At 71.8% G+C, this 21,362-nt stretch carries 22 protein-coding genes and 1 pseudogene; 9 read left to right on the top strand and 14 right to left on the bottom strand.

Features of this window, described 5'->3' with window-relative positions:
- Positions 1-2 precede the first annotated feature (2 nt).
- A complete protein-coding gene (locus tag PV343_RS04590) occupies positions 3-950 on the bottom strand; it encodes a sigma-70 family RNA polymerase sigma factor (protein ID WP_319145456.1) in 948 nt (315 codons plus the stop codon).
- A 10-nt stretch (positions 951-960) separates the two neighbouring features.
- Complete coding sequence (locus tag PV343_RS04585; RefSeq protein WP_319145455.1) at positions 961-2,250, bottom strand: NAD(P)/FAD-dependent oxidoreductase; 1,290 nt, start codon at positions 2,248-2,250, stop codon at positions 961-963.
- 544 nt (positions 2,251-2,794) lie between these two features.
- Here PV343_RS04585 and PV343_RS04580 point away from each other — a divergent pair.
- The gene (locus PV343_RS04580; protein WP_319145454.1) at positions 2,795-2,953 is read left to right on the top strand and encodes a hypothetical protein; all 159 of its coding nucleotides are present in this window, start codon (positions 2,795-2,797) and stop codon (positions 2,951-2,953) included.
- A 10-nt stretch (positions 2,954-2,963) separates the two neighbouring features.
- Here PV343_RS04580 and PV343_RS04575 read toward each other — a convergent pair whose 3' ends face one another.
- Positions 2,964-3,710, bottom strand: coding sequence for an alpha/beta hydrolase (locus PV343_RS04575; RefSeq protein WP_319145453.1), 747 nt, complete (start codon positions 3,708-3,710; stop codon positions 2,964-2,966).
- A gap of 342 nt (positions 3,711-4,052) precedes the next feature.
- A complete protein-coding gene (locus PV343_RS04570; protein WP_319145452.1) occupies positions 4,053-4,541 on the bottom strand; it encodes a DUF3515 family protein in 489 nt (162 codons plus the stop codon).
- Between the two features lie 582 nt (positions 4,542-5,123).
- On the opposite strand from PV343_RS04570, the gene PV343_RS04565 reads away from it, so the two are divergent.
- The gene (locus PV343_RS04565) at positions 5,124-5,660 is read left to right on the top strand and encodes a TlpA disulfide reductase family protein (RefSeq protein ID WP_319145451.1); all 537 of its coding nucleotides are present in this window, start codon (positions 5,124-5,126) and stop codon (positions 5,658-5,660) included.
- A 217-nt stretch (positions 5,661-5,877) separates the two neighbouring features.
- Here the strand turns inward: PV343_RS04565 and PV343_RS04560 are convergent, their stop codons facing one another.
- The 3 genes and pseudogenes from PV343_RS04560 to PV343_RS04550 all read right to left on the bottom strand — a co-directional run bounded on the left by PV343_RS04560 (position 5,878) and on the right by PV343_RS04550 (position 7,336).
- Positions 5,878-6,234, bottom strand: coding sequence for a hypothetical protein (locus PV343_RS04560; protein ID WP_319145450.1), 357 nt, complete (start codon positions 6,232-6,234; stop codon positions 5,878-5,880).
- An 83-nt stretch (positions 6,235-6,317) separates the two neighbouring features.
- Positions 6,318-6,418, bottom strand: a pseudogene (locus tag PV343_RS04555).
- Positions 6,419-6,676: 258 nt separating this feature from the next.
- The gene (locus PV343_RS04550; RefSeq protein ID WP_319145449.1) at positions 6,677-7,336 is read right to left on the bottom strand and encodes an MSMEG_1061 family FMN-dependent PPOX-type flavoprotein; all 660 of its coding nucleotides are present in this window, start codon (positions 7,334-7,336) and stop codon (positions 6,677-6,679) included.
- 219 nt (positions 7,337-7,555) lie between these two features.
- Between PV343_RS04550 and PV343_RS04545 the strand changes: the two genes are divergently transcribed.
- Both PV343_RS04545 and PV343_RS04540 read left to right on the top strand, forming a co-directional pair.
- Positions 7,556-8,095: a winged helix-turn-helix domain-containing protein gene (locus PV343_RS04545; RefSeq protein ID WP_319145448.1), complete on the top strand. Its 540-nt coding sequence runs from the start codon at positions 7,556-7,558 to the stop codon at positions 8,093-8,095.
- The gene (locus PV343_RS04540; protein ID WP_319145447.1) at positions 8,092-9,387 is read left to right on the top strand and encodes an MFS transporter; all 1,296 of its coding nucleotides are present in this window, start codon (positions 8,092-8,094) and stop codon (positions 9,385-9,387) included. Before PV343_RS04545 ends, PV343_RS04540 begins: the two co-directional genes overlap by 4 nt.
- Before the next feature lie 216 nt (positions 9,388-9,603).
- Here PV343_RS04540 and PV343_RS04535 read toward each other — a convergent pair whose 3' ends face one another.
- Entirely contained in the window at positions 9,604-10,281 is a 678-nt protein-coding gene (locus PV343_RS04535; protein WP_319145446.1) for a class I SAM-dependent methyltransferase, read from the bottom strand.
- A gap of 250 nt (positions 10,282-10,531) precedes the next feature.
- The gene (locus PV343_RS04530) at positions 10,532-11,131 is read right to left on the bottom strand and encodes a DUF6058 family natural product biosynthesis protein (protein WP_319145445.1); all 600 of its coding nucleotides are present in this window, start codon (positions 11,129-11,131) and stop codon (positions 10,532-10,534) included.
- Between the two features lie 359 nt (positions 11,132-11,490).
- On the opposite strand from PV343_RS04530, the gene PV343_RS04525 reads away from it, so the two are divergent.
- Together PV343_RS04525 and PV343_RS04520 are read left to right on the top strand one after the other, a co-directional pair.
- Positions 11,491-12,705, top strand: a complete 1,215-nt coding sequence (locus PV343_RS04525) for an NAD(P)/FAD-dependent oxidoreductase (RefSeq protein ID WP_319145444.1) — start codon at positions 11,491-11,493, stop codon at positions 12,703-12,705.
- Positions 12,702-13,622, top strand: a complete 921-nt coding sequence (locus PV343_RS04520; protein ID WP_319145443.1) for an RNA polymerase sigma-70 factor — start codon at positions 12,702-12,704, stop codon at positions 13,620-13,622. The genes PV343_RS04525 and PV343_RS04520 overlap by 4 nt, the downstream gene beginning before the upstream one ends.
- A gap of 148 nt (positions 13,623-13,770) precedes the next feature.
- Here PV343_RS04520 and PV343_RS04515 read toward each other — a convergent pair whose 3' ends face one another.
- A complete protein-coding gene (locus PV343_RS04515; RefSeq protein WP_319145442.1) occupies positions 13,771-14,040 on the bottom strand; it encodes a DUF3761 domain-containing protein in 270 nt (89 codons plus the stop codon).
- A gap of 273 nt (positions 14,041-14,313) precedes the next feature.
- Entirely contained in the window at positions 14,314-15,234 is a 921-nt protein-coding gene (gene sigJ / locus PV343_RS04510) for an RNA polymerase sigma factor SigJ (protein ID WP_319145441.1), read from the bottom strand.
- Positions 15,235-15,535: 301 nt separating this feature from the next.
- On the opposite strand from sigJ, the gene PV343_RS04505 reads away from it, so the two are divergent.
- Together PV343_RS04505 and PV343_RS04500 are read left to right on the top strand one after the other, a co-directional pair.
- On the top strand, positions 15,536-15,943 hold the full coding sequence (locus PV343_RS04505) for a hypothetical protein (protein WP_319145440.1): 408 nt from the start codon (positions 15,536-15,538) through the stop codon (positions 15,941-15,943).
- A 23-nt stretch (positions 15,944-15,966) separates the two neighbouring features.
- A complete protein-coding gene (locus PV343_RS04500; RefSeq protein WP_319145439.1) occupies positions 15,967-16,719 on the top strand; it encodes an SDR family oxidoreductase in 753 nt (250 codons plus the stop codon).
- A gap of 195 nt (positions 16,720-16,914) precedes the next feature.
- Here the strand turns inward: PV343_RS04500 and PV343_RS04495 are convergent, their stop codons facing one another.
- On the bottom strand, positions 16,915-19,809 hold the full coding sequence (locus tag PV343_RS04495; RefSeq protein WP_319145438.1) for an XRE family transcriptional regulator: 2,895 nt from the start codon (positions 19,807-19,809) through the stop codon (positions 16,915-16,917).
- Between the two features lie 156 nt (positions 19,810-19,965).
- Positions 19,966-20,178, bottom strand: a complete 213-nt coding sequence (locus tag PV343_RS04490) for a hypothetical protein (RefSeq protein ID WP_319145437.1) — start codon at positions 20,176-20,178, stop codon at positions 19,966-19,968.
- Between the two features lie 253 nt (positions 20,179-20,431).
- Here PV343_RS04490 and PV343_RS04485 point away from each other — a divergent pair, with 253 nt between their 5' ends.
- A complete protein-coding gene (locus PV343_RS04485; protein ID WP_319145436.1) occupies positions 20,432-20,851 on the top strand; it encodes a hypothetical protein in 420 nt (139 codons plus the stop codon).
- A 222-nt stretch (positions 20,852-21,073) separates the two neighbouring features.
- On the opposite strand, the gene PV343_RS04480 is transcribed toward PV343_RS04485, so the two are convergent.
- On the bottom strand, positions 21,074-21,295 hold the full coding sequence (locus PV343_RS04480) for a hypothetical protein (RefSeq protein WP_319145527.1): 222 nt from the start codon (positions 21,293-21,295) through the stop codon (positions 21,074-21,076).
- Between the last annotated feature and the right edge of the window lie 67 nt (positions 21,296-21,362).

The raw sequence follows: 21,362 nt of genomic DNA, 5'->3' as shown, positions 1-21,362 counted from the left end.
GGTCACCAGGTGTGGAGGGCGGGCGTGCCGGGGTGGTGGTGCTGCCAGGCCGCGTTCAGGCGCGTGAGCCGGTCTGTCGCGGCGATGCCGTGCAGGGAGGTGACTCTGCCGTCAGCGACTTCGAACACCACGGTGCCCACGACGTGTTCGCCGATCACGGCGACGACGGCGGGGCAGCCGTTGACCGGTGCGAAATGCAGGACGGGCCAGCCCCCGGCCAGCCGCCGCTTGGCCGGTGTGGGCCTGAACCCGGCTCGCACGAAGGAGGCGATGCGCTCGCGCGTGGTGTGGCGCAGCAGCCGCCTGCCCAGCCCGGCGCCGTCGGAGAGGGCGGTCGCGTCCTCGGTGAGCAGTGCCACCAGCTGCTCGGTGCGCCCCGATACGGCGGCGGCGAGAAACTCCCGAACGACACGGCGCGCTACGGCCGGGTCGGCCTCGCCGCCACCACCGCGGCGGGGGCGGCTCGCGGCGAGGCGGGTGCGGGCGCGGTGGAGGTGCTGCTGGCTTGCGGACTCGGTGATGTCGAGGATCTGGGCGATCTCCGCGTGGGGGTAGGAGAACGCCTCGCGCAGCACGTAGGCGGCCCGCTCGGTGGGGGAGAGGTGTTCCATGAGGGTGAGTACCGCCAGGGACACCGATTCGCGCTGCGCGACGGTGTCCGCGGGATCCAGCAAGGGGTCGCCTTCAAGGAGGGGCTCGGGCAGCCAGGCGCCCGCGGCGCGTTCGTGGCGTGCCTGCGCCGAGCGCAGCCGGTCGAGGCAGATGTGGGTGCAGACCTTGGTCAGCCAGGCCTGGGGCACCTCGATGAGTGCACGGTCGGCGGCCTGCCAGCGCAGGAAAGTGTCCTGCACGGCGTCCTCGGCGTCGGCGGCCGAGCCGAGCAGACGGTAGGCGAGCGAGGCCAGCCGGCTCCGGCCGGCCTCGAACCGTGCGACGGCTGCGCTGTCCATACCGGGCAGCCTAGGCCGCGGCCCCCACGCCGCTTGCGTGGGGTGCGGCGGCCAGGCGGCGGGTGCGCGCGGGCAGGCCGAAGGTCGGGTGGGCGACGTTCCATCCCGCGCCGGTGAGGATGGCCGACTTCAGCCGCGCGGCGCTTGCGCCGCCCAGGTACCAGGACGCGGAGCGGACGTCGGCATCGACCATCTGGAAGATCGCGTCCCGCCGGCCGAGGCTGATGTGGTTGCCGTAGTACTTCAGCCCGGTCAGCGGTACTTTACGGCCGGTCAGGCGCGCGGTGATCGCGGCGGTCGCCTGCTGGGCGGTGAAGCCGGCCGTCGCGCAGGACATCGGCAGCGGCCGGCCGTTCTCGCCGATCGCGTGCGCGCAGTCACCGGCGGCGTAGACGTCCGGGTGGGTCAGCGAGCGCATGGTGCGGTCGACGACGATCCGCCCGCTGCCGGTGACCTCGAGGCCGCTTGCGGCCGCGAGGGGGTGCACGGCGAATCCGGCCGACCACACGGTGACGTCGGCCGTAAGGGACCTGCCGTCGGCGGTGATCGCCCGGCCCGGTTCGACGGCGTCGATGCCGCTGTTGTCGTGGACGGTGATGCCGAGCCGGTCGAAGGCCCGGCGCAGGTGACGGCGGGCCCTGGGGGACAGCCAGCCACCCACCTCACCGCGGGCGGCGAGCGAGACGCACAGGTCGGGCCGTGACTCGGCGAACTCGGTGGCTGCCTCGATCCCGGTCAGCCCCTCGCCGACGACCAGCACGGTGCCGCCCGCGCCCAGGCGGGTCAGCCGCTCACGCAGCCGCAGCGCCGAGGACAGGCCGGTCACATCGAAGGCGTGCTCCGCCACACCGGGGACGCCGTGCTGGGCCACCGAGCTGCCGAGCGTGTAGAGCAGCGTGTCGTAGGCGAGTTCGCCCTCGCCGTACTCGCCGTACTCGCCGTACTCGCCGTACTCGCCGTACTCGCCGTACTCGCCGTACTCGCCGTACTCGCCGTACTCGCCGTGCCGGCCGTGTAGGCCGCCTTCGTCGGTGAGGGTGACGGTCTTGCGCTGGGGGTCGACGCCGGTGACGCGCGCCACGCGCAGCCGTACCCCGGATCCTGCGAACACGCCGGTGAGGGAGCGGAAGGAGAGGTCGTTGCCGGCCGCGAGCTGATGCAGCCGCATCCGCTCGACGAAGTCGGGCACGGCGTTGACGACGGTGATCTCGGTGTCGGCGGGGGAGAGCCGGCGGGCCAGGTTTCCGGCAGCCCAGGCCCCGGCGTATCCGGCACCGAGGACGACGATGCGGTGCTTCATGACATGGCTCCTGTCTCGTTCGTGCCCCCTGAACGAGACGGAGCCCCGATGGCTGACACAAGCAGCGTGTGACGTGGATTACCCAGGGCTGGGGTGGGTGGTCGGAGGTCCTGCGGCACGCGCCGCGGTCCGCCCGGGCGGTTCGAATCGGGCGCCGGGAAGCGGCCGTTGACGTGCAGCCGGTGCCCCGGGCGTGGGCCCGGGGCACCGGGGCCGCTGCGGCAGCCGCTTCCCTGTGCCGCAGCGACGCCTTCTTCTGCTGCGGGACCATAGTGGCCCGTGAACCGTCCGGGCCGCATCTGCCAACGCGAGCACGTCACCGCTCCGTAAGAAGGGCCGGGGGGATCCCACAGCCAACCGACCAAGCCGCCCTCAGGTACACGGATGAACACGAGGCGGAAGAGATTCAGCCCAGGCCGCCCGCACGGCAGATCCGAGATCCTATTGAGCAGAGGCATCAAACAGGCTTGATCTGCAGGCGACCGGTTACGTGGGCGTGCCTCTGTGTCTTCTGTGTCTTCGGATGGGGCAGTCGGATTCGTTCATGCCTTCCGGCCGTGCGGGCCCCTGCCCAACCTGGCAGGGGCCCGCGACGCAGACGGCGCAGGAGTGCCGAGACCTGTACCTGTTCTTGATGGGCAGCTTCCTGATGAGCAACTACCGGGTCACCGCTGCGTGGTGGGTGTCGGGCTCGGCGGCCTGAGTGCCTGGGCCTACGTCAGGTGGCGGGTGAAGAACTGGGCCGCGGCATCCCCTGCTGCCTGCGGGACGCCGGTGTGGCCGCCCATGTGGGCGTGCAGGGACTTCTCCTTCGAGCCGAAGGCGTCGAAGAGGTCCAAGGCGGCCTGCCGGTCGTTGCCTTCGTCGTCCCACTGCAGCAGGACGTGCAGCGGAATGGTGACCTGGCGTGCCTCTTCGAACATGGTGCGAGGCACGAAGCTCCCGGCGAAGAGAGTGGCGGCCACGATGCGCGGCTCGCGCAGCGCGAGGCGGATGCCGATGGAGATCACTCCGCCCGAGTACCCGACCGGGCCGCCGATCTCGGGCAGCGGCAGCAGAGCGTCGAGGGTGGCCTGCCATTCCGGTACCGCCTGGTCGACGAGCGGGAGGATGAGGGCGTCGATGATCTCGTCGCTGACCGGCTCGCCGGCCTGCATTGCCCGGCGCAGGTCGGCGCGGGCCTGCTCGAGGGGGGCCTGTCGGGGCCGTTCGCCGCTTCCGGGAAGTTCGATGGTGGCCGCGGCGAAGCCGTCGGCCGCGGCGTGGCGGGCCCGTGCCACCAGCCGGGGGTACATCTTGTGCAGTCCGAGCGTGGGGTGGCCGAGCAGTATCAGCGGCACCGGCGCGGATACGGATGCGGACGCGGGCGTCCACAAGATGCCGGGAATCTCGCCGAGGACGAATCGGCGTTCGAGGACGCCGTCGTCGAGGCGCTGTTCGGAGGTGAAGTCAAGGGCCATGGTCGTGCCTTTCGGGAGTGCGCGTGAACGGCGCTCCCGGGCGACTTATCGCCCGACCGTGACCCCGGAGGAGAGCACCCATGTCGAAACGTTCACGGGTACCACCTCCTTGTTTCCTCGCACGGTCTTCGGTGAAGGTAGCAGCGGCCGCTGTGGCCCGCCAATCGGTTTTTGCGCGCCTCTCGTGGAGGGGTTCCGCGCACCCCTTACGCTTGCCTCGTGCGTCATCTGACGGAGTTCTTCACCCTCGGGGCGCTCAGGCGGGGCAGGTCGGTCGAGCAGTTGGCCGAGTTGGGACGTCACCCGGGCCGGCCGCGGCCGACGCCCCTGTGGGGTGCGCGGTCAACGGGACGGGATGCAGTGGGAGGTCTGCCGGATCGGGGCGATGAGCTTGGACAGGTCTACCAGGGCGGCGTCGGTGTGACCCCGGCCGTCGAAGACGACCTGGGTGGCGGGGGTGCGGCCGTAGCTGACTATGACCTTGCGGGTGCCGGTGGACTGCGCCCGGTCGATGATCCAGTCCACGCCGTCGACCGCGAAGCAGGGATCCGGGGTCAGGTGCGGTGGTGTGACCCCGCAGCGCAGGATGATGTCCTGCTGCCCCCACACCGCCACGCCGGCAAGGCTGCTGCCGCGGCGGGGCAGGCCCCCGAGCGAGGAGGGTGCGGTGTCGGTGATGCGCCGGCAGTGCGGTGCGCCCGAGGCCTTGGCCGGCTGTAACCCGGCATCGGCGTCGGCGCCGGTGAGCGCATGGACGGTCAGGGCGGCGCCGCCGGCGAGCAGGCCTGCCCCTGCGGTGAGAACGAGTCGGGTGCGGCGGGTGAGAGGCATGCGCTGTAGTCGTCTTCCCGGGCGAGTCGGCTGGGTCCGGGCTCACGGTAGGGCACGGCGGCGGGCGCACCGCACGGGGTACCAGCCGCATTCCACCCGGGGCTGTGCTACCGGTCGCCGGGGTCGAGGGTGACGCAGCGGACCCGGTCGCCCCGTGGCCCGGCGCGCGGCCGTTCCCGAACGAACTGCGTTTCTTTCTATAGCTGTTGTACGACCCTGGTGTCCTGAGAGACGGCGGACGCTATGGCCCCCCGCCCACAGGAGCGTGGAACACCGGGAGGACAATGATCGTGCAGCGGGCCGCCGCCGGGGCCCGCACCACACGGGGGCTGATGTGACTTACACCTGGCGCGGCGCCGCCCTGCACGCGCTCAGCGCCGTGGGGCCGCTGACCGAGCTGCCCGACGGCCACCCGTGGACCGCGCCCAGCAGCGGCCTGAGCTCCCCACCCCGGACCGCACCGATGCGAAGGATCCCGCAAAGCCGATGACGACGCTCCGACGGCCCCGATCGCCTCGACGATCCCGCCCGCCCAGACGAACCTTCCTGACCTGGGCCGGGGGTGTGGCCGCGCTCTGCGCGATGGGGGCCGGTTGCTCGACGCCCGCCACGATTGGTGACACCACATCCTCCGGTCCCCTCAGCCAGACGCTGAAGGAAGGCGAACGCCCACCCGCCCCTGACTTCTCCGGGACCACGCTGGAGGGCCGCACGGTCCACCTGTCCGACTACCGGGGCAAGGTCGTGGTGGTCAACGCCTGGGCCTCCTGGTGCGGACCCTGCCGTATCGAGGCACCGCAGTTGAAGAAGATCCAGCAGCGCTGGAAGAGCCGGGGCGTCCAGGTTCTCGGCATCGACCACGACAACAACCGCGCCGACGCACTCGCCTTCCAGCACGACCACCACCTCGGCTACCCGTCCCTGCACGACCCCTCAGGACACCAGGCCCTGAAACTCCCGCACGGCCTGGTCAACCCCCAGTCCCTTCCCTTCACGATCGTCGTCGACGGGGACGGCAAGATAGCGGCCGCCCAGATGGGAGCGGTGACCGAGACCGCGCTGAAGAAGGCCATCACCCCGCTGCTCCGCACGGCCGGCAAGACCCCTGGGGCTTCCTGACACCGGCCGCCGGGTGGCGGGTGCGGTGTCCGGACACGGTGCGAGGGCGGCGGCGGTGGGCACAGTGTGGTGGGGGCGGCGCCGGGCAGGCGGACGCGTCTGAAAAGGGTGTTACCGCCGGCGGTCGGGAGCTGCCGGCGCGCCGCCGACCAGACGGTCTCGGACTCCTGCCACTCGGCCAGTGACGCCTCGTCCCGGAAGCAGCGGATCCGGCGGGTCACTGGTCCACCGCGTCGAAGGGCTCGTCGTGCCAGCGCCAGCCCGCGGTGCCGTCGTCATGGATGTGCAGCATGAACTCGGCGACCGCGCCGCCGTCGGGAAACGTCAGGGTGAGCGCACCGCGGATCCGCGTACGGCAAGCGTCGGCCCGCTCCCAGTCCTCCTCCTCGACAGCCCGCTCCTGCTCGCGGAAGAGGGGACGGAACTCCTCGAAGCCGGGGAGCGTTTCGACTTCGGCGTGGGTCCAGGGCATGTCCGCTCCGGTCACGGTCGGCCGGGCGATCTCCCGGCCGCCGTGACGGAGCCGCCAGATGCTGCCGGGGCTCCCGCCGGCGGTGAGGGCGGAGCAGCCCACCCCCACCTGCTACCTGTCCGGACCGCCGACGCGCGATCCGGCTGCGGTGGTGCGCAGGTGCGGGGCGATGCCACTGTGCCGTCTGGCGGAGAGGGCAGGATTCGAACCTGCGTGGACCCCGCAAGGGGGTCCGACCGTGAGGCATGCTCGCTGGTCCCCGATCAACCACTCCGGGCACCTCTCCCCGTGTCCGGCCCCGGGGTTCGTCCCCCGTGCGCCGTTCACCTGCGTCACTGTGGCAGCGTCCGCTGACGGCGTTCTGACGCGCGGCTGACAAGGTGGCAGTGCACAACGCCCCAGGACGCAGCCGCAACCGGACCGCGGGCCGGAACACGCAGTGGGGTGCGAAGGCCCCTGGGGCCGCCGGCGGCGCCATCACGCGGCGTGAGGTGATGGTCCGAGGGTCGGGGCACCGCCGACTCGGCTGTCGCGGGTCGGCCCGTTACTCGTAGCGGTACTTCAGTGAATCCGACTCCGCCCGCTCGATGTCGGCGATCGTCAGCTCCGGCATCCGCAGTTGGGCCAGTGTCACCTCGGCCGAGGTCGGCTGGGCGTCGGCCGGCAGCCACTGCTCCGGCTTCCAGGCTCCGCTGCGCAGGAGCGACTTGGGGCAGTGCGGGTAGACCTCCTCGATCCCCAGTACCAGCGCACTGGCCGGCGGCTTGCCCACCGCGGTCAGTTGCGACAGCAGGTCCGGGCGGGTGGAGATCACGGCCCGGCCGTTCACCCGGAGCGTCGTGGTGCGTCCCGGGATGACGAAAAGCAGCCCGGCCCGGCCGGTAGAGATGACGTTCTGCAGGGTGTCCAGGCGCTTGTTGCCGGTCGCGTCCGGTACGGCCACGGTCCGTGAGTCCAGCACTGCGACGAACCCGGCCGGGCCGCCGCGAGGGGAGACGTCGCAGTTGCCCTCGGCGTCCGCGCTGGCGACCAGAACCAGTGATGAGCAGGCGATCAACCGCCGCGTCTGATCGGTAAGTTCACTCATCTGCTTGCGTACGGCCGCTTCGCTGGGCAGCGCGTAGGCCCGACGCAGCGTCTCCTGATCGGACACGGCGTCGAGGCGGAGCGAGTCGAAGGCACTGCCGGCAAGGGGTGATGTCATGCCCCGACCCTAGTCAGCCGGAGTGCGACTGATGCTGCCGGGTGTTCCCGGGATTCGGGAAGAGCCGGGAAGCCGGGGGAGTGCGGGTCCGGGAGACATCCGCGTGGGCCGGTCACCGAGAGGTGCGGACGGGGCGGCGACCTACGGGGCAGCGATTCTCGGACTCCGTCCGAAAATCACCCCTTGTCCAATGGTCAAGAATCGTTGACCATTGCTGACATGCCTACCGATGATCTCCCCGAGGCGTTTCACGTCACCACGGACGAGCAGTTGCGCGCCGTCTCGAATCTCACGCGTCACCGGATCATGGCCGTGCTCCGCTTCGAGCCGGCGACGATCACACAGATCGCAGAGCGGGTCGGCCTGGCGAAGGGCAGTTCCAGCTATCACGTGCGGCTGCTGGAGCGGGCCGGCCTGGTCCACGTGGTGCGCACGCGGAAGGTGCGCGGAGTCACCGAGCGGTACTACGCGATGGCCGCGCGGTCGATCGTGCTGCCGGATCCGGGCGAGGGAGGGCCGGATGTGCTGATGCGGCACGCGGTGGCGGACCTGGAGGCAGCTCCGACGGATGGCGAGCGGCATGTACGGATGGCGCATCTGCGGCTCACCGACGAGCAGTTCGCGCAGCTGGGCGCGCGGCTGGAGGCCCTGGCGGACGAGTACCGGGAGCTGTCCGATCCGTCGCTGCCCGACGCCTCGCTCGTCTTCGCGCTGTTCCACCCGGCAGCGCGCACGGAGGCCCAAGGAGACGCCAAGTGACCTCAGACGTCAGGACGTTGCCGACCGGGTTCGGACGACTGTGGACTGCGCAGACCGTCTCCTCACTCGGGGACGGGGTGACACACGCCGCGCTGCCGCTGCTCGCATTGACGCTGACGCACAATCCGATGGCGCTCGCCCTCGTCACCGCCGCCGGAACGCTGCCGTGGCTGCTCTTCGGGATGCTCGGCGGCGCGCTGGTGGACCGCTTCGACCGCCGCCGCACGATGTGGGTCGCGGACACGGCACGCGCGGTGCTGCTCGCGATATCCGCGGCGGCGGCCGCGCTCGACGTACTGAGCATCGGACTGCTCGCGGCCGTCGCCTTCCTGCTCGGCCTCGGCGGACTCTTCTTCGACACGGCCGCCACGGCCTACCTGCCCGATCTGCTCAGCCGCGACCCCGCACTGCTGCAGCGCGCCAACTCCCGCCTGCGCGGCGCCCAGACCGCCATGTCCGGCTTCGCGGGGCCGCCTGCGGGCAGTGCGCTGCTCACGCTCGGGCGGGCGGTCCCGCTGCTCACCGACGCGGTGTCGTTCCTGGCCTCCGCACTGCTCGTACGGACGTTGCCCGCCCTTCCCCGCCCCGCGCCGGAGGTCCGCGAGTCGCTGCTGCGGCAGACGCGGGCCGGGGCTGCCTACGTCATGCGGAACCGGCTGCTGCTCGGCCTCGCACTGCGCCCGGCGGTCGGGAACATCGCCTTTTGCGCCGTGGAGACCGTCCTCGCCCTCTTCGCGCACGACCGCCTCAACATCAGCACCTACGGCTTCGGCCTGCTCCTCACCGCGGAGGCCACCGGCGGCCTGCTCGGTGCGGGCATCGCCTCCCACCTTGGCCGGCGACTGGGCACCGGCACCGCACTGACCTGCACAGCCGCCGTCGAAGGGCTCGCCATCCTGGGCCTGGCCGCTGCCCCGAACCCGTACGTGGCCGGCCTCGCGCTCGCCGTCTGCGGGGCCGCGATGGGCGCCACGATGGTGCTCGGGCCCTCCCTGCGGCAGACGATCGTCCCCGCCCACCTCATGGGCCGGGTCGCCTCCACCTCCCGCATGCTGGCCATGTGCGCCGCCCCGGTCGGGGCCTTCCTCGGCGGTTGGCTGGCCACCACCTACGACATCCGCACCCCGCTCTACGCCGCCGCCGGCCTCCTGTTGGCGATGACGGCAGTCACCGCATCCATGACCAGCAACCGCCAGGTCGAAGCGGCGCTGCAAGCCGCAGCCCCGGCCCGCGCTCCGGGTCACCCAGCACTCGACGATCCTGCCCGGAAGCATGCATCCGACGTGTTGTGACTTGTGCCGCGACGGCGTCCCAACGCGTCGGATGCAAGGCCTCCGCGTGGCGCCAGGACGAAGACGCCGCCTGCCTCTCCCGGCTCAGGGTCCGGCACATCGACTTCCTGGGCCGCTGCCTGTTGAGCAACAGTGGGCTCGATGTGGCCCGGGGCGGGACGGTGCGGAGAACGAGCGGGCGGTCCAGGTCGGCTGGGTAGCGGTGGCGGTCTCGCCTCAGCGCGTAGCCGCCTCCTGAGTAGCCGCCTCCTGCGGAGGCGCGTCGGGGACCTGGACCGAGCCGGCCCGGAGTTCACGTCCTGCCGCGAGCCGGAGGCCGAGATAGGTCCAGGTCACTCCCGGACGTCCGTGCGGATCCTCACGCCGCGCTCGGTGGAGGACGTCCAGGCCGTGGCTGTGAGCGAGGCCGACGGTCTCCTCGGCGGAGACGGGAAACATACGGCTGCCCGCCGGGACCGGGCCATGGCGCAGGGAGAGGATCATCCGGCCATCGCTCTCGAGCAGTCCGACGAGACGGGCCATGGCTGAGGCGCGCTGTCGTTCGTCGAGATGCATCCAGACGGCGGTGAGCAGGATCAGGTCGAAGCGGCGCTTCTGTCCGGTCAGCTCAGGAAGGTCGGGAAGCGCGTCATCGAGCCATTCGATCTCCTGGTCGGCATGGAGGCGCCGGCCCAGTGCACGCAGCTCGGCGGTGGGTTCCGCGGCGACGACTCGGTGTCCCCGGGCGGTCAGCGCCGCCGCGTCGCGCCCGCTGCCCGCCCCGACATCCAGGACGGAGCTTGGCCGGGAGGGGAACAAGTGCAGCACCTCGCGGTGTACTTCGGCGAAGGTCTCGCTCTCGTACTGCTCGGCGAGGGCTTCAGCCGCCTCGCCGTATCCGGCGGTGGTGGCCATGGCCTGCACCTGTTCGCTGACTGTCTCGCTGGTCATGGCGAGGCACGCCACGTCTGCTCCGATCCGGTCACCACGATGAAGATCACTGCTCGCGGATGATGCGCCGCCGGGCCGTGCAGTGGTAGACCCGGCCGCCAAGGGCGTTGCTCCGCAGCGGTGTTCACGCCAGGCAGGCCCGCCGGGCCGCGGGCCTTCACGGTCGGCCAACCGACGACTTCCGGCGCCGCAGCACGTCACCCACGGCTTCGGATCACGGGCGCGGGAAGCGGGCGCGCATGGCGTCGATGCAGGTGTCCCGGGACGTGGGGCCGCCGAACCGGAGACGGTCATATGCCGTGAACGCCGGTTCCAGTGCGTCGAGTTCGTCGATCAGAGCGTGCAGCCGTTCACTCCACTGCGCCGAGGCGGCGTCCGGCTCGTTCGCTGCGGCGCCGATCGCCGCCGTCAGGTACTCCTTGCGCTGAATGGTGGCCGGGGTGACCGAGTGCAGACACACGTACTGCCCGCTGAGATAGGCATCCCACTCCGCCTTCCCGGTGGTCGGGTCGGCCCAGTGAGCGGTGAACCACGCTTCGAGCAGGTCTGTGCCGCCGGCCTCGTCGACGAGAGCGAACAGGTCGCCCGGCACCATCTCAGCACCGTCGGACCGCAGATATCCCGGTAGCGGCAGACGCCGCCCCAGCATCAACCGGCGGACCGCATCGACGTCGCGACCCCGGGCCGCGCACAGTTCCTCCAGGGCGACGAACTGCGCGCTGACATAGACGTCGTCCGCATCGGTCATCGGATGGTCGCCGTTGACCTCGTGGAAGCGCTCCATGAGCTGCTGCTTCAGGTCCGTCTGCTGCATAGGGGCCCTCCGGCTTCGTCAGTGCGGGCGTCTCCCGCACAAGACTGCGCACGCTACGGGCCGGACGGTTCGGCACTCGCCGAACTGTCGACGGAATCGGCTGGCTCCTGTCCGAGGACTGATCACCTGACCCGGTCCCGGTTCCAGTCGTTCGCGGCCGGGGTCGGTTCCGGCGGGGCCGACCCCGACCGGCCTCGACTGCGCCTTCTGCCCCCGGGCTTGTGCCGGTGAGCTGTCCGGATCCCCGGATTAAGAGCCTGGACCCGCCTGTGGCGCGCCTCACATCCGCCCCATGTCACGTTCGGCCCGTCCGCTCCCATCTGGTGGGTGTCAGCGAGCGAGACGAGGAGACGAGAGCGATGAGCGCATCACAGCAGACCGCCGGCACCACAGGCGCGCCCCACGTGGTGATCCTGGGGGCCGGATACGCGGGGATGGCCGCGGCCGTCCAGCTGGCGGCGCGGACCAAGCGACGCCAGGACGTACGGGTGAGCGTGGTCGACGCCCACGAGCGGTTCACCGAGCGGATGCGGCTGCACATGACGGCGACCGGGCAGCAGCTCGCCGAACTCAGCATCCCCGCACTGCTGGACGGCACCGGCGCACAGTTCGTACGCGGCTGGGTGACGGCCCTGGACGCCGACACCCGGACCGTGCGGATCGACGACGACCGTGTCCTGCACTACGACACACTGGTCTACGCCCTGGGCACGGTCGCCGACACCCCCTCCCTGCCGGGCGCCGAGGAACACGCCCACACCCTGAACAGCGCCGAGGACGCCGAGTTGCTGGCCGGCCGGCTGGCGCGGCTGCGGCTGACCGGCGGCACGGTGGCGGTCGTGGGCAGCGGACTGACCGGTATCGAGTCGGCCGCGGAGATCGCCGAACGGCACCCCGGCCTCGACGTCGTGCTGCTGGGCCGAGGCGAGCCCGGAGCGGCCATGAACCCGAGAGCCGGGGCGTACGTGCGCGCCGCACTGGACCGGCTGGGCGTGACGGTGCGCGCCGGCAGCGACGTGGTCAAGGTCCTGCCCGACGCCGTCGAACTCGCCGATGGGCAGCGGGTGACCGCCGATGCCGTGCTGTTCACCAGCGGCACACGGACCGCACCGTTGGCGGCCGCCGCCGGCCTCACCGTCGACGACCGCGGACGCATCGTCACCGACACCACCCTGCGCTCCGTCTCCCACCCCGAGGTGTACGCGATCGGCGACGCCGCCGCGATCCGCCAGCGCTTCGGCGTCCTGCACGGCACCTGCCAGAGCGGCATGCCGACCGGCGTGCACGCCGCGCTCAGCATCCACCGGGCACTCAAGGGCAAGCAGCCCAGGCCGTTCCGCTTCGGCTACTACCACACACCCGTCAGCCTGGGCCGCGCCGACGCGGTGGTGCAGTTCACCCGCCCCGACGACCGGCCTCGCCGTATCTGCCTGACCGGCAGCGCGGCCGTCAGGTACAAGGAGACGGTGACCGCCTCGCCTTGGCCGACTTACGGCCGCATGAAGAAGACGCCCGCCTCGGGGGCCCTGTGGCCCCGCGGGGGCCGCTACACCCGCACCCAGGAGGGCAGGTGAGCGGCCTTCCCACGGACGCGGGCCAACAGGTCTTCCACGAGCACCGTCGCCTGCTGTTCTCCGTGGCCTACCGCCTGCTGGGCAGCGCGGCCGACGCGGAGGACGCCGTACAGGACGCCTGGCTGAAGTGGTCCGCCGCTGACCGCTCGCACGTTGCCGACCCCAAGGCCTACCTGACTCGGATCGTCTCCAACCTGGCCCTGGAACGCCTGCGTTCCGCCCAGCACACACGCGAGAGCTACATCGGCCCCTGGCTGCCCGAACCCGTCCTCACCGCCCCCGACGCGGCCGACACCGTCACCGCCGCCGAATCGGTGTCGATGGCCCTGCTGGTCGTCCTGGAGACACTCAGCCCCCTGGAACGGGCGGTGTTCGTCCTCAACGAGGTCTTCGGCTACAGCCACGCCGAGACGGCACGGATGGTGGAACGCTCCGAACCCGCCGTACGCCAGGCCGCGCACCGGGCCCGCGCCCACGTGCGGGCGAGGCGACCGCGCTTCACCGCCGACCGGTCCCGTCAACGCCAGGTGACCGAACGGTTCTTCGCCGCCGCGACCGGCGGCGACGTGAGCGCCCTGATGGAACTGCTCAGCCCGGACGTCACCTTGTGGACCGACGGCGGCGGCAAGGTCCGCCAGGCCCTGCGCCCGGTCGTCGGCGCCACCACGGTGGCCTCCTGGTTCGCGGCCATCGGCACGGTGACCTACCAGGGCGTCGAACCCGCCGACATGCGCGCCGAACTCGCCCAGATCAACGGCAGTTCGGGCATCGTGTTCCGGGCGCCCGCACGCGTGATCGCCACCGTCACCTTCGACTTCGACGCCGACGGCCGCATCACCGCCATCCACAACGTCGCCAACCCGGACAAGCTCCAGGCCGTCACCGGCGGCACCACGCACGACCTCGGGACACGGTGAATTGCTTGTCTGGCGGCGAGGGCAGGATTCGAACCCGCGTGGACTCCTCAAGGGGGCCCGACCGTGAGGCATGCTCGCTGGTCACCCGGTCGGCCGCCACCTCCGGGGTACGGAGGAGACGGCCGGCGAAGTGCCGTGCGTGGGCGGCCTACTTGAACCAGTAGCGCACGCCGTGGTGGTGCGAGCAGGTGCCCTGCGAGTGCCGCGAGTACGACAGGGAAGCGTCCCTGCACTTCGCCGTCTCGTACTTGTCGGCCGGCTTCTTGTGGTGCGTCCAGCCGCACACCCCGGTGGTGTGGTGGACGCAGTGATGGGCCGTGTTGGTGGACGGCAGGGTCGCCGCAGACGCGGTCGGGGCGCTGAAGAAGACACCGGCGACAGCGACGGCAACGGCCGAGGCAGCAAGACGTGCGCGCAAAGGACCCCCCTTTGACATGAACGGAAACAGCGGGAGTTTATAGGATGTTCAACTAGGTGTCCGGTGGTTCCGGTGGTTTTCGTGTTTCCGGTCGTTTCGTGGCGGGCGGGCGCGCGCCACCGCCCGGCGGTCGTGCAGGACCCGCGACCGGCCGGTCGTCGCCCGGCGGCGGCTGACGTATCTGTTCGGGCACGGCTCCTGCACCGACTGCCTGGTGTCGGCCGCACCCCGCCGCCGGAGGGGCGCCCGCGGCCAGGTGGCCGGTCGGCCCGGTCAGCCAGGCGGCGCGGCGGGCGAGTTCCACAGCGAGAGCTTGTCCGGGTTGAGCATCATGCGCACCCCGGTGACCAGGCCGTCCGCCACGTCCAGCGTGATCACCCCGGTGATCCGGCCCTCATCCCACATCGCGAACCCCAGGCCGTCGGCGGTGTCCTGCTCCACCACCTCGACGTGGGGGCGGGACTGGGCGGCGCCGAGCAGGAAACGCGCCACCCGGTCGGCGCCCCGGACCGGATTGCGGGCGGCACTGACCTTCCCGCCCCCGTCCGAGCGCAGCACCGCCCGCGGATCCAGCGCCGCCATCAGCGAGGCCAGGTCACCGGCCCTGCAGGCTGCCGCGAAGGCCCGCACCACGGCGTCGTGGTCGCGCCGGGTCACCTCCCGTCCCGGCGAACTGCGCACCCGCGAGCGGGCGGACGCGGCGAGCTGCCGGCACGCGCCCGCACTGCGTCCGACGGCCTGGCCGATCTCCGCGTACGGCACCGCGAACACGTCGTGCAGCACGAAGGCGACCCGCTCCGCCGGGGTCATCGCCTCCAGCACCACCAGCAGCGCGGTACTCACCGAGTCGTCCAGCGTCACCCGCTCCAGCGGATCGGACCCGCCCGGCTCACCGAAGGCCGCGGTCGGCACCGGCTCCGGCAGCCACGGCCCCACATACCGCTCACGGCGCGCCCGCGCGGAGGTCGCCATGTCCAGGCAGATGCGGCTCGCCACCCGGGTCAGCCACGCCCGGGGCACCTCGATCGCGTCCCGCTCGGCCTGACTCATCCGGTACCAACGCGTGTACGTCTCCTGCACCGCATCCTCGGCCTCGGCGACGGTGCCGAGCATCCGGAACGCCAGCGAGACCAGGTACCGGCGCTCACCGAGCACCGCGCTGTCGACCTCGGCCGGCTGCTGTTCGTGCCCCACGGCCCACCTCCTCGCTGTCCATGACGACACAGCCACTCAGAACGTCAGGCCCGCCCGCAAAGTCCCCGCGCAACCACCCGGCCACCGGCCAACCTGCCCCACGGTCCCAGGGGGCCCATGTCCCCACGGCCCCACGCCTCAGGCTAGCCACGGCCCGCACCGACCGCCCCGGGGGACACGCACGACGCACCCCGTAGGCCACGGAGCCCTCGGAGGGGCGGGGACAGGGGTGAAAATTGAAAGTGGGCGGCGTCACACCGCCGCGACCTGACACTTGAACCGGGTGCGTCGTCATGCAGGCATGACCCTCCGCACCAAACAGGTCCTGGCGGCGCTGCTCGCGGCGACCGCCGGATACGTCGGGATGTGGGCCGCGTTCTGGCCCACCTCCTTCTACGACGGCTTTCCCGGCCTGGGCCGGCACTGGGTGACGGGGCTCGGCCCCTATGACGAGCACCTGGTGCGCGACGTCGGCGCCCTTTACCTGGCGATGGGCGTGGTCTCGGTGTGCGCGGCGGTGATGGCGCACAGCGAGCTGTTCACCGCTGCGGGGCTGGGATGGCTGGCGTTCAACCTTCCGCACGCGGTGTTCCACATGCGGCACCTGGACATGTACGGGCCCGCGGACACCGCGGGCAACATCGTCGCGCTGTGGGGGGTGGTGGTCCTGGCCGCATTGCTGCTGGTGCCCTCCCCGTGGCGCCCATGAGAAACAAGGACGGCACAACAGTCATGCGTATCGCAGTGGCCGGTGGCACCGGCCTCACCGGACGGCTCGTGGTCGACGCCTTGCGGGCCGACGGCGACGAGCCGGTGGTCCTGGCCCGTTCGGCCGGCGTCGACCTGACCACCGGAGCGGGCCTGGAACCCCGTCTGGAAGGGGTGCGGGCCGTCATCGACGTCAGCAACATCGTCACCACCCGCACGAAACCCTCCGTGGCCTTCTTCCAGGCCGCCACCGCCCACCTGCTCGCGGCCGAGGAGCGGGCCGGGGTCGCCCACCACGTCGCGCTGTCGATCGTCGGCGTGGACCGGGTGGATTTGGGCTACTACCTCGGCAAGCGTCGCCAGGAGGAACTGGTCCTCGGCGGCCCGGTGCCGGGCACGGTGCTGCGCGCCACCCAGTTCCACGAGTTCGCCGCGCAGACGCTGGCCCGCACCGGCCCGCTGGTGCTCGCCCCCAGTCTCCTCGCCCAGCCCGTCGCGCTCGCCGAGGTCGCCCGGCACCTGGTGGACCTCGCGCACGGCCGGCCGCTGGGCCTGGCACCCGAACTGGCCGGGCCCGAGGAGCGGTTGCTGATGCCGGACATGGTCCGCCGGCTCAAGCGGGTGGTCGGCGACCGGCGGCCGGTCGTCTCCGTCCGCCTTCCCGGGGCGGTCGGCCGCGCCATGGCCGGCGGCGGGCTGCTGCCCACCGGGCCGGGCCCGCGCGGCTCCGTCACCTTCGAGCAGTGGCTGGCCACCCGCCGCCCCGACCCCCGGTAGGAAAAGGGCCTGCGCCGGCCCTCTGTCGCGCTCGGGGACCGGGCATTCACGACACCGTCCCCGAGCGGGAGCCCGAGCCGGAGACAACGGGCGGGGCACCTGCCACGACACGGCCGCGGCCCCGGCTACGCCACGCCGGACGGATTCCGTCCGGCGGCCCCTCGTGCCGTGCGACGCTGTCGCCGCAGCGTGTACCTAGCACGGCCGGCGGTACGGCACGGAGCCCAGGTAGTGACGCCATTGGCCGTAGGTGAGGGGTGGGCCCGTGTAGGCGCATGCCCGGGGGAGCACCCGGCCGGGATTGGTGGGCAAGGTGTGGGCGGTCCCGTCGAACACGCCGGTGATCATCTGCTCTCCGTCCGCGGTGAACCTCAGTCCCAGGACCGCGGTCGTGAATCCCTCGAGCAGCATCCCCTTTCGTGGCCGCCGAGGTGAGGACACCTGCCAGATCCGGGCGGTGCGGTCGTCACTGCCGGCCGCCAGCATGCGGCCGTCAGGGCTGAACTCGACGTCGCCGACCACATCGGTGGGCCCGTCGAGCGCGGTGAGCAGCACCGGGCGGCGCGTCTTGGCGACCCGCCACAGCTTCACCGGCCGCTCCCCGCCGCCGGAGGTGGCCAGGACGGCGCCGCGCGGGCTGAAGGCCACGGACAGTGCGGTCGCCGTGTGGGCGTGCCAGTCGGCGCGCTCGACGGGGTGGGTGGGGGAGGTGGTGTCCCAGAGGATGACGCGTTCGTCACCGCCTCCCGCACTGGCCAGCAGTCGCCCGTCGGCGCTGAAGGCCACCGACCGCACCTCGTCGTGGTGGCCGGGCAGGCGGACGCCGCGGACGGGTCGTTCGACGGACCGGGTGTTCCACAGCACCACGTCCCCGTCGCTGCCGGCGCTCACGAGGGTCTGCCCGGACGGGCTGAAGGCCAGCGCGCGGACCGTCTTCGTGCCCGTGTGCAGGGTGGAGAGCCGGCGCGGCCGGTGCGGGTCGGCGATGTCCCACAGGATGACGGTCCCGTCGGCTCCCGCGCTGGCCAGTACGGAGTTTCCGGGGCGCAGGGCAAGCGCGTAGACCGCGTCCCGGTGGCCGGTAAGCACCGCTGTCTGCCGGGGGTGACGTGCGGCGCGCACGTCCCACAGGCGCACAGTGCGGTCCCGGCCCGCCGTCGCCAGCACGCTCCCGGCGGGGTTGGCGGCGATGGCGTACATCTCGGCCCGGTGGGCCCTCCACGTGGACATCAGCGTGCTCAGGAGCGCGTCCCGGTTGTGTCGGCCGGGCCGCATCCGGTAGGCGGCCAGGGCGACTTGTGCGGCAAGGCCCGGTGAACGGTGCCACAGTCCGGTGGCCACCGCGCTCGCGTTGCGGGCGACGGCTTCGTCGCGCTGGGCCGCGACCTCGCGGTCGGCGCGCACGGCGAGAAGGGAGGCGGTCAGGGAGACCACCACCAGCACCACGGACGCGGCGGTCAGCAGCCGCCGGACGCGCCTGCGCCGGGCCGCTGCCACGAGGTCCGCGCCTTCCGCCGCCAGACTCGCGTCGAGGAACTCCTTCTCACGTGCGGTCAGGCCCGCGTCCGTCGCCCGGGCCAGGGGGCGAGCCGCCTGCAGCCGGGTGCCGCGCAGCAGGGCGCCCGGGTCCTGCTCCAGGTGGGCCCACGTCGCGGCCGCTTCCGTCAACTGCCTTCGTGTGCGCAGCAGTTCCCGGTCCTCGTCGAGCCAGCCGCCCAGCCGTGGCCAGGCGCGGATGAGGGCTTCGTGGATGAGTTCCACGTGCTGCCCGTCCACGGTGATCAGCCGTTCGGCGGCGGCACGCTCGACGACCTCCCCGGTGTCCGGATCGGGGGACAGCTCCGAGCGGCCGATGCGGCGCTTGGTGTCCTCCGTGCTCTCCCCGACGGCGACGAGCCGCAGGAAGAGGTGCCGGGCCGCGTCCTTCTGCCGAGCGCTGAGCGCCTCGTAGAACCGTTCGGCGGTGTGTGTCAGGGCGTGCTCGATGAACCCCGCGCTCCGGCACGCCTCCATGGTCAGCACGGTGCCCCGGCGGCGCCTCCACGTCTCCAGCAGCGCGTGGGAGAGCAGTGGGAGCAGCCCGGCACTGCCCTGGGCCTGGGCGATCAGGTAGGCAAGCAGCCGTCCCTCGACGCGGCAGCCGACCGCCTCCGCGGGCCGGCAGATGGCGCGGTGGAGCTCGTCGCCGTCCATCGGTCCGAGCGTCACCATCGCCGCGTCAAGTGCCCTGGCGAGCTCGACGTGTGCGATGCAGGGGGCGTAGAAGTCCGCCCTGACCCCCAGCACGACCCGGCACGCGCTGTTCTCCGCCCGGGCGGCCACGAGGAGCGCTTCGATGAAGTGGTCACGTTCCTCGGGCCGGGTGCAGAGAGTGAAGAGTTCCTCGAACTGATCCACGATGAGGATCACCTCGCCCCGCCCGGATTCGTCGGCGGCGATCTGGCGCATGAGCAGGTGCAGGTTCCCCGGGTGCGCACGCAGTTCCTCCAGCAGGCGCCCGGGCGTGCCGCCCACGGTGGCCGCCAGACGTACCGCCAGCTCCTCCAGCGGCCGGGCCCCCGGGGTGAGCGTGACGACGACGCGGCCCCCGGAGCGCAGGCACGGTGACAACCCCGCGTGCAAGACCGAGGACTTCCCCGCCCCGGATGCGCCGAACAAGGCGATGAACCGCTGTTCCGTCAGCCGCCCTCGCAACTGTTCGACCACGCGTTCGCGCCCGAAGAAGAACCGGCTCTGCCGTGCGCCGAAGAAGGCCAGTCCTGGGTAGGGCGAGTCGTCTGGATCCTGCGGGTGGGCGGCGGTGTCCGCCGTGCTTTCGGCGGCGGCGATGCCGGCGGCCGTGGTGTGCCACAGGGCGTCCCACCGTTCCACGTCACCGCCGCAGGCCCGGACATAGCCCCGGGTCACCTGTAGCGACGGCAGCTTCCGGCCCGCGGCGGCACTCGACAACGTCGCCACCGAGTAGTGGGCGCGCGCCGCGAGTTCGGAGTAGGAGGGCCCACCCGCCGTGCGGCGCAGTTCCCTCAGACCGGCGGCGAACCTCACCACCGGGCCGTCGCCCTCAGGAAGCGGTGACTCTTTGCGCGGCATGCCATTTCCCCCGGGTTCGACCTGTTCTGCGACAAGTTTCGTCGCCCAGGTCAGGCCCCCGCTGCCACGACGCCGATTTTCGGCCCCTCGTCACCGTTCGGTACCGCTGGGGTCCGGCTGTTCCCGCGCAGCGCAGGCGCACACGGGCGTTCGACCCTACGCGTAGCGCTCGAACAGGGCCGCCATGTACGCCTCGAGTCGGCCGGCGAGAAGCGAAGGGGTGAGGTCGGTTCGGCCGAGTTCGCGCCAGGACGGGTAGTCGCACCGGCTCCCCGTCAGCGAGTCGCTGCTCCACCCACGATCGCGTGGCACCCCAGGCTTGCGTCCCGAGATCACCATCGATGCGCGCTCGTCCGCGTCTTTGATCATGAAGGCAGACTGTCGGCGCCGCAAAACAACCCATCCTCCGAAAACGGAACTTCACCCGCACCGAGCATGGGCGCTCATCCGGAGACGGTCGGTAAGCCGTCCCCGGCCGGACGGCCCGCGCCGGTCGGCCCTGTGATGTTGTGCGATTGATTGTTCACCGTCGCCGTTGGGACACCGAACAAAGAATTCCGGCTATCCCTGAGTCCGGGCCCGGCGCACGGCCGGGTCCAGCACCCCTCACACAGGAGGCATGATGCGTTCGGTACTTGTCGCGGCAGCGGTGTTCGGTCTGGTCGTAGGAAGCGGCACGGCCGCCTCAGCCGCGCAGGCGGCCCAGGCGTCCGGCGCGAACTGGACGTGCGCGAAGGACGTGTGTCTTCGGGTGGGCGACGAGTCCCAGCTGAAGGACGCGCACGGATGCAACCACAAGGTCTGCATCAACGTGACCGGCAACGCGTCCGGCTACACGACCAGCGGCTACTACAGCGGCTCGAACCGGTTCTACGGCCACATCAACGTCTGGGGCCCCAACATGAGGGTCAACGGCCGGGACAGCGCCTACCCCGGCGTCGCGGGGTCCGGCAGGGGATCGGGCCAGACCTGCGCCGAAGGCTGGGAGCTCTCCGGTGGCACGTACACCTCCGTCGGCCTGCCCTGCGAGGACGTCAGCTGACACCGACAGCCGCGGGGCCTGCGCGCCGAGCCCACCCACGACCGCCTGGACACCTCGGTCCGGGGGATCAGAGCTTGGCGCCAGGCCGGGCGTTCTCATCGGCGTAGTGCGCCCCTCGGCCGAGCAGGTCGCTGCAGCCGCAAGCCACGAGGAGCACGGGCAAAGCCTGCTCGGCGAGTGTCGAATGCGGGCCGGTCGCACGCAGCAAGGGCGTCCGGGGCCTCACCCCCTGCGGGCGGGGCCGTCCGAGGTGGGCGGCCGGCTGTCGTGGGCGCGCAGGGCGGCGAGGGCCTGCGTGAAGGCCGAGTCCGGCGTTCCCCGGCTGATGTCGTGGACGAAGTCGCCGGCGCGGATGTCGGGAGGGATGCCGGGGCCGTCGAACGTGGTGCCGGAGGGCGTGAGGTATTCCTCGTTCGGGAGACCGAAGGTCCAGCCGTCGGGCAGGGTGCGGGTCAGGATGTCGGAGAAGACGCCCTGGGTGTTCTGCCCGGACGGTGAAGGCCGGGCGCTG

Source organism: Streptomyces sp. WI03-4A, assembly GCF_033792105.1.
In the GTDB taxonomy this organism is placed as follows: Bacteria; Actinomycetota; Actinomycetes; order Streptomycetales; family Streptomycetaceae; genus Streptomyces; species Streptomyces collinus_A.
This window is presented reverse-complemented; position numbering and strand designations above follow the sequence as displayed.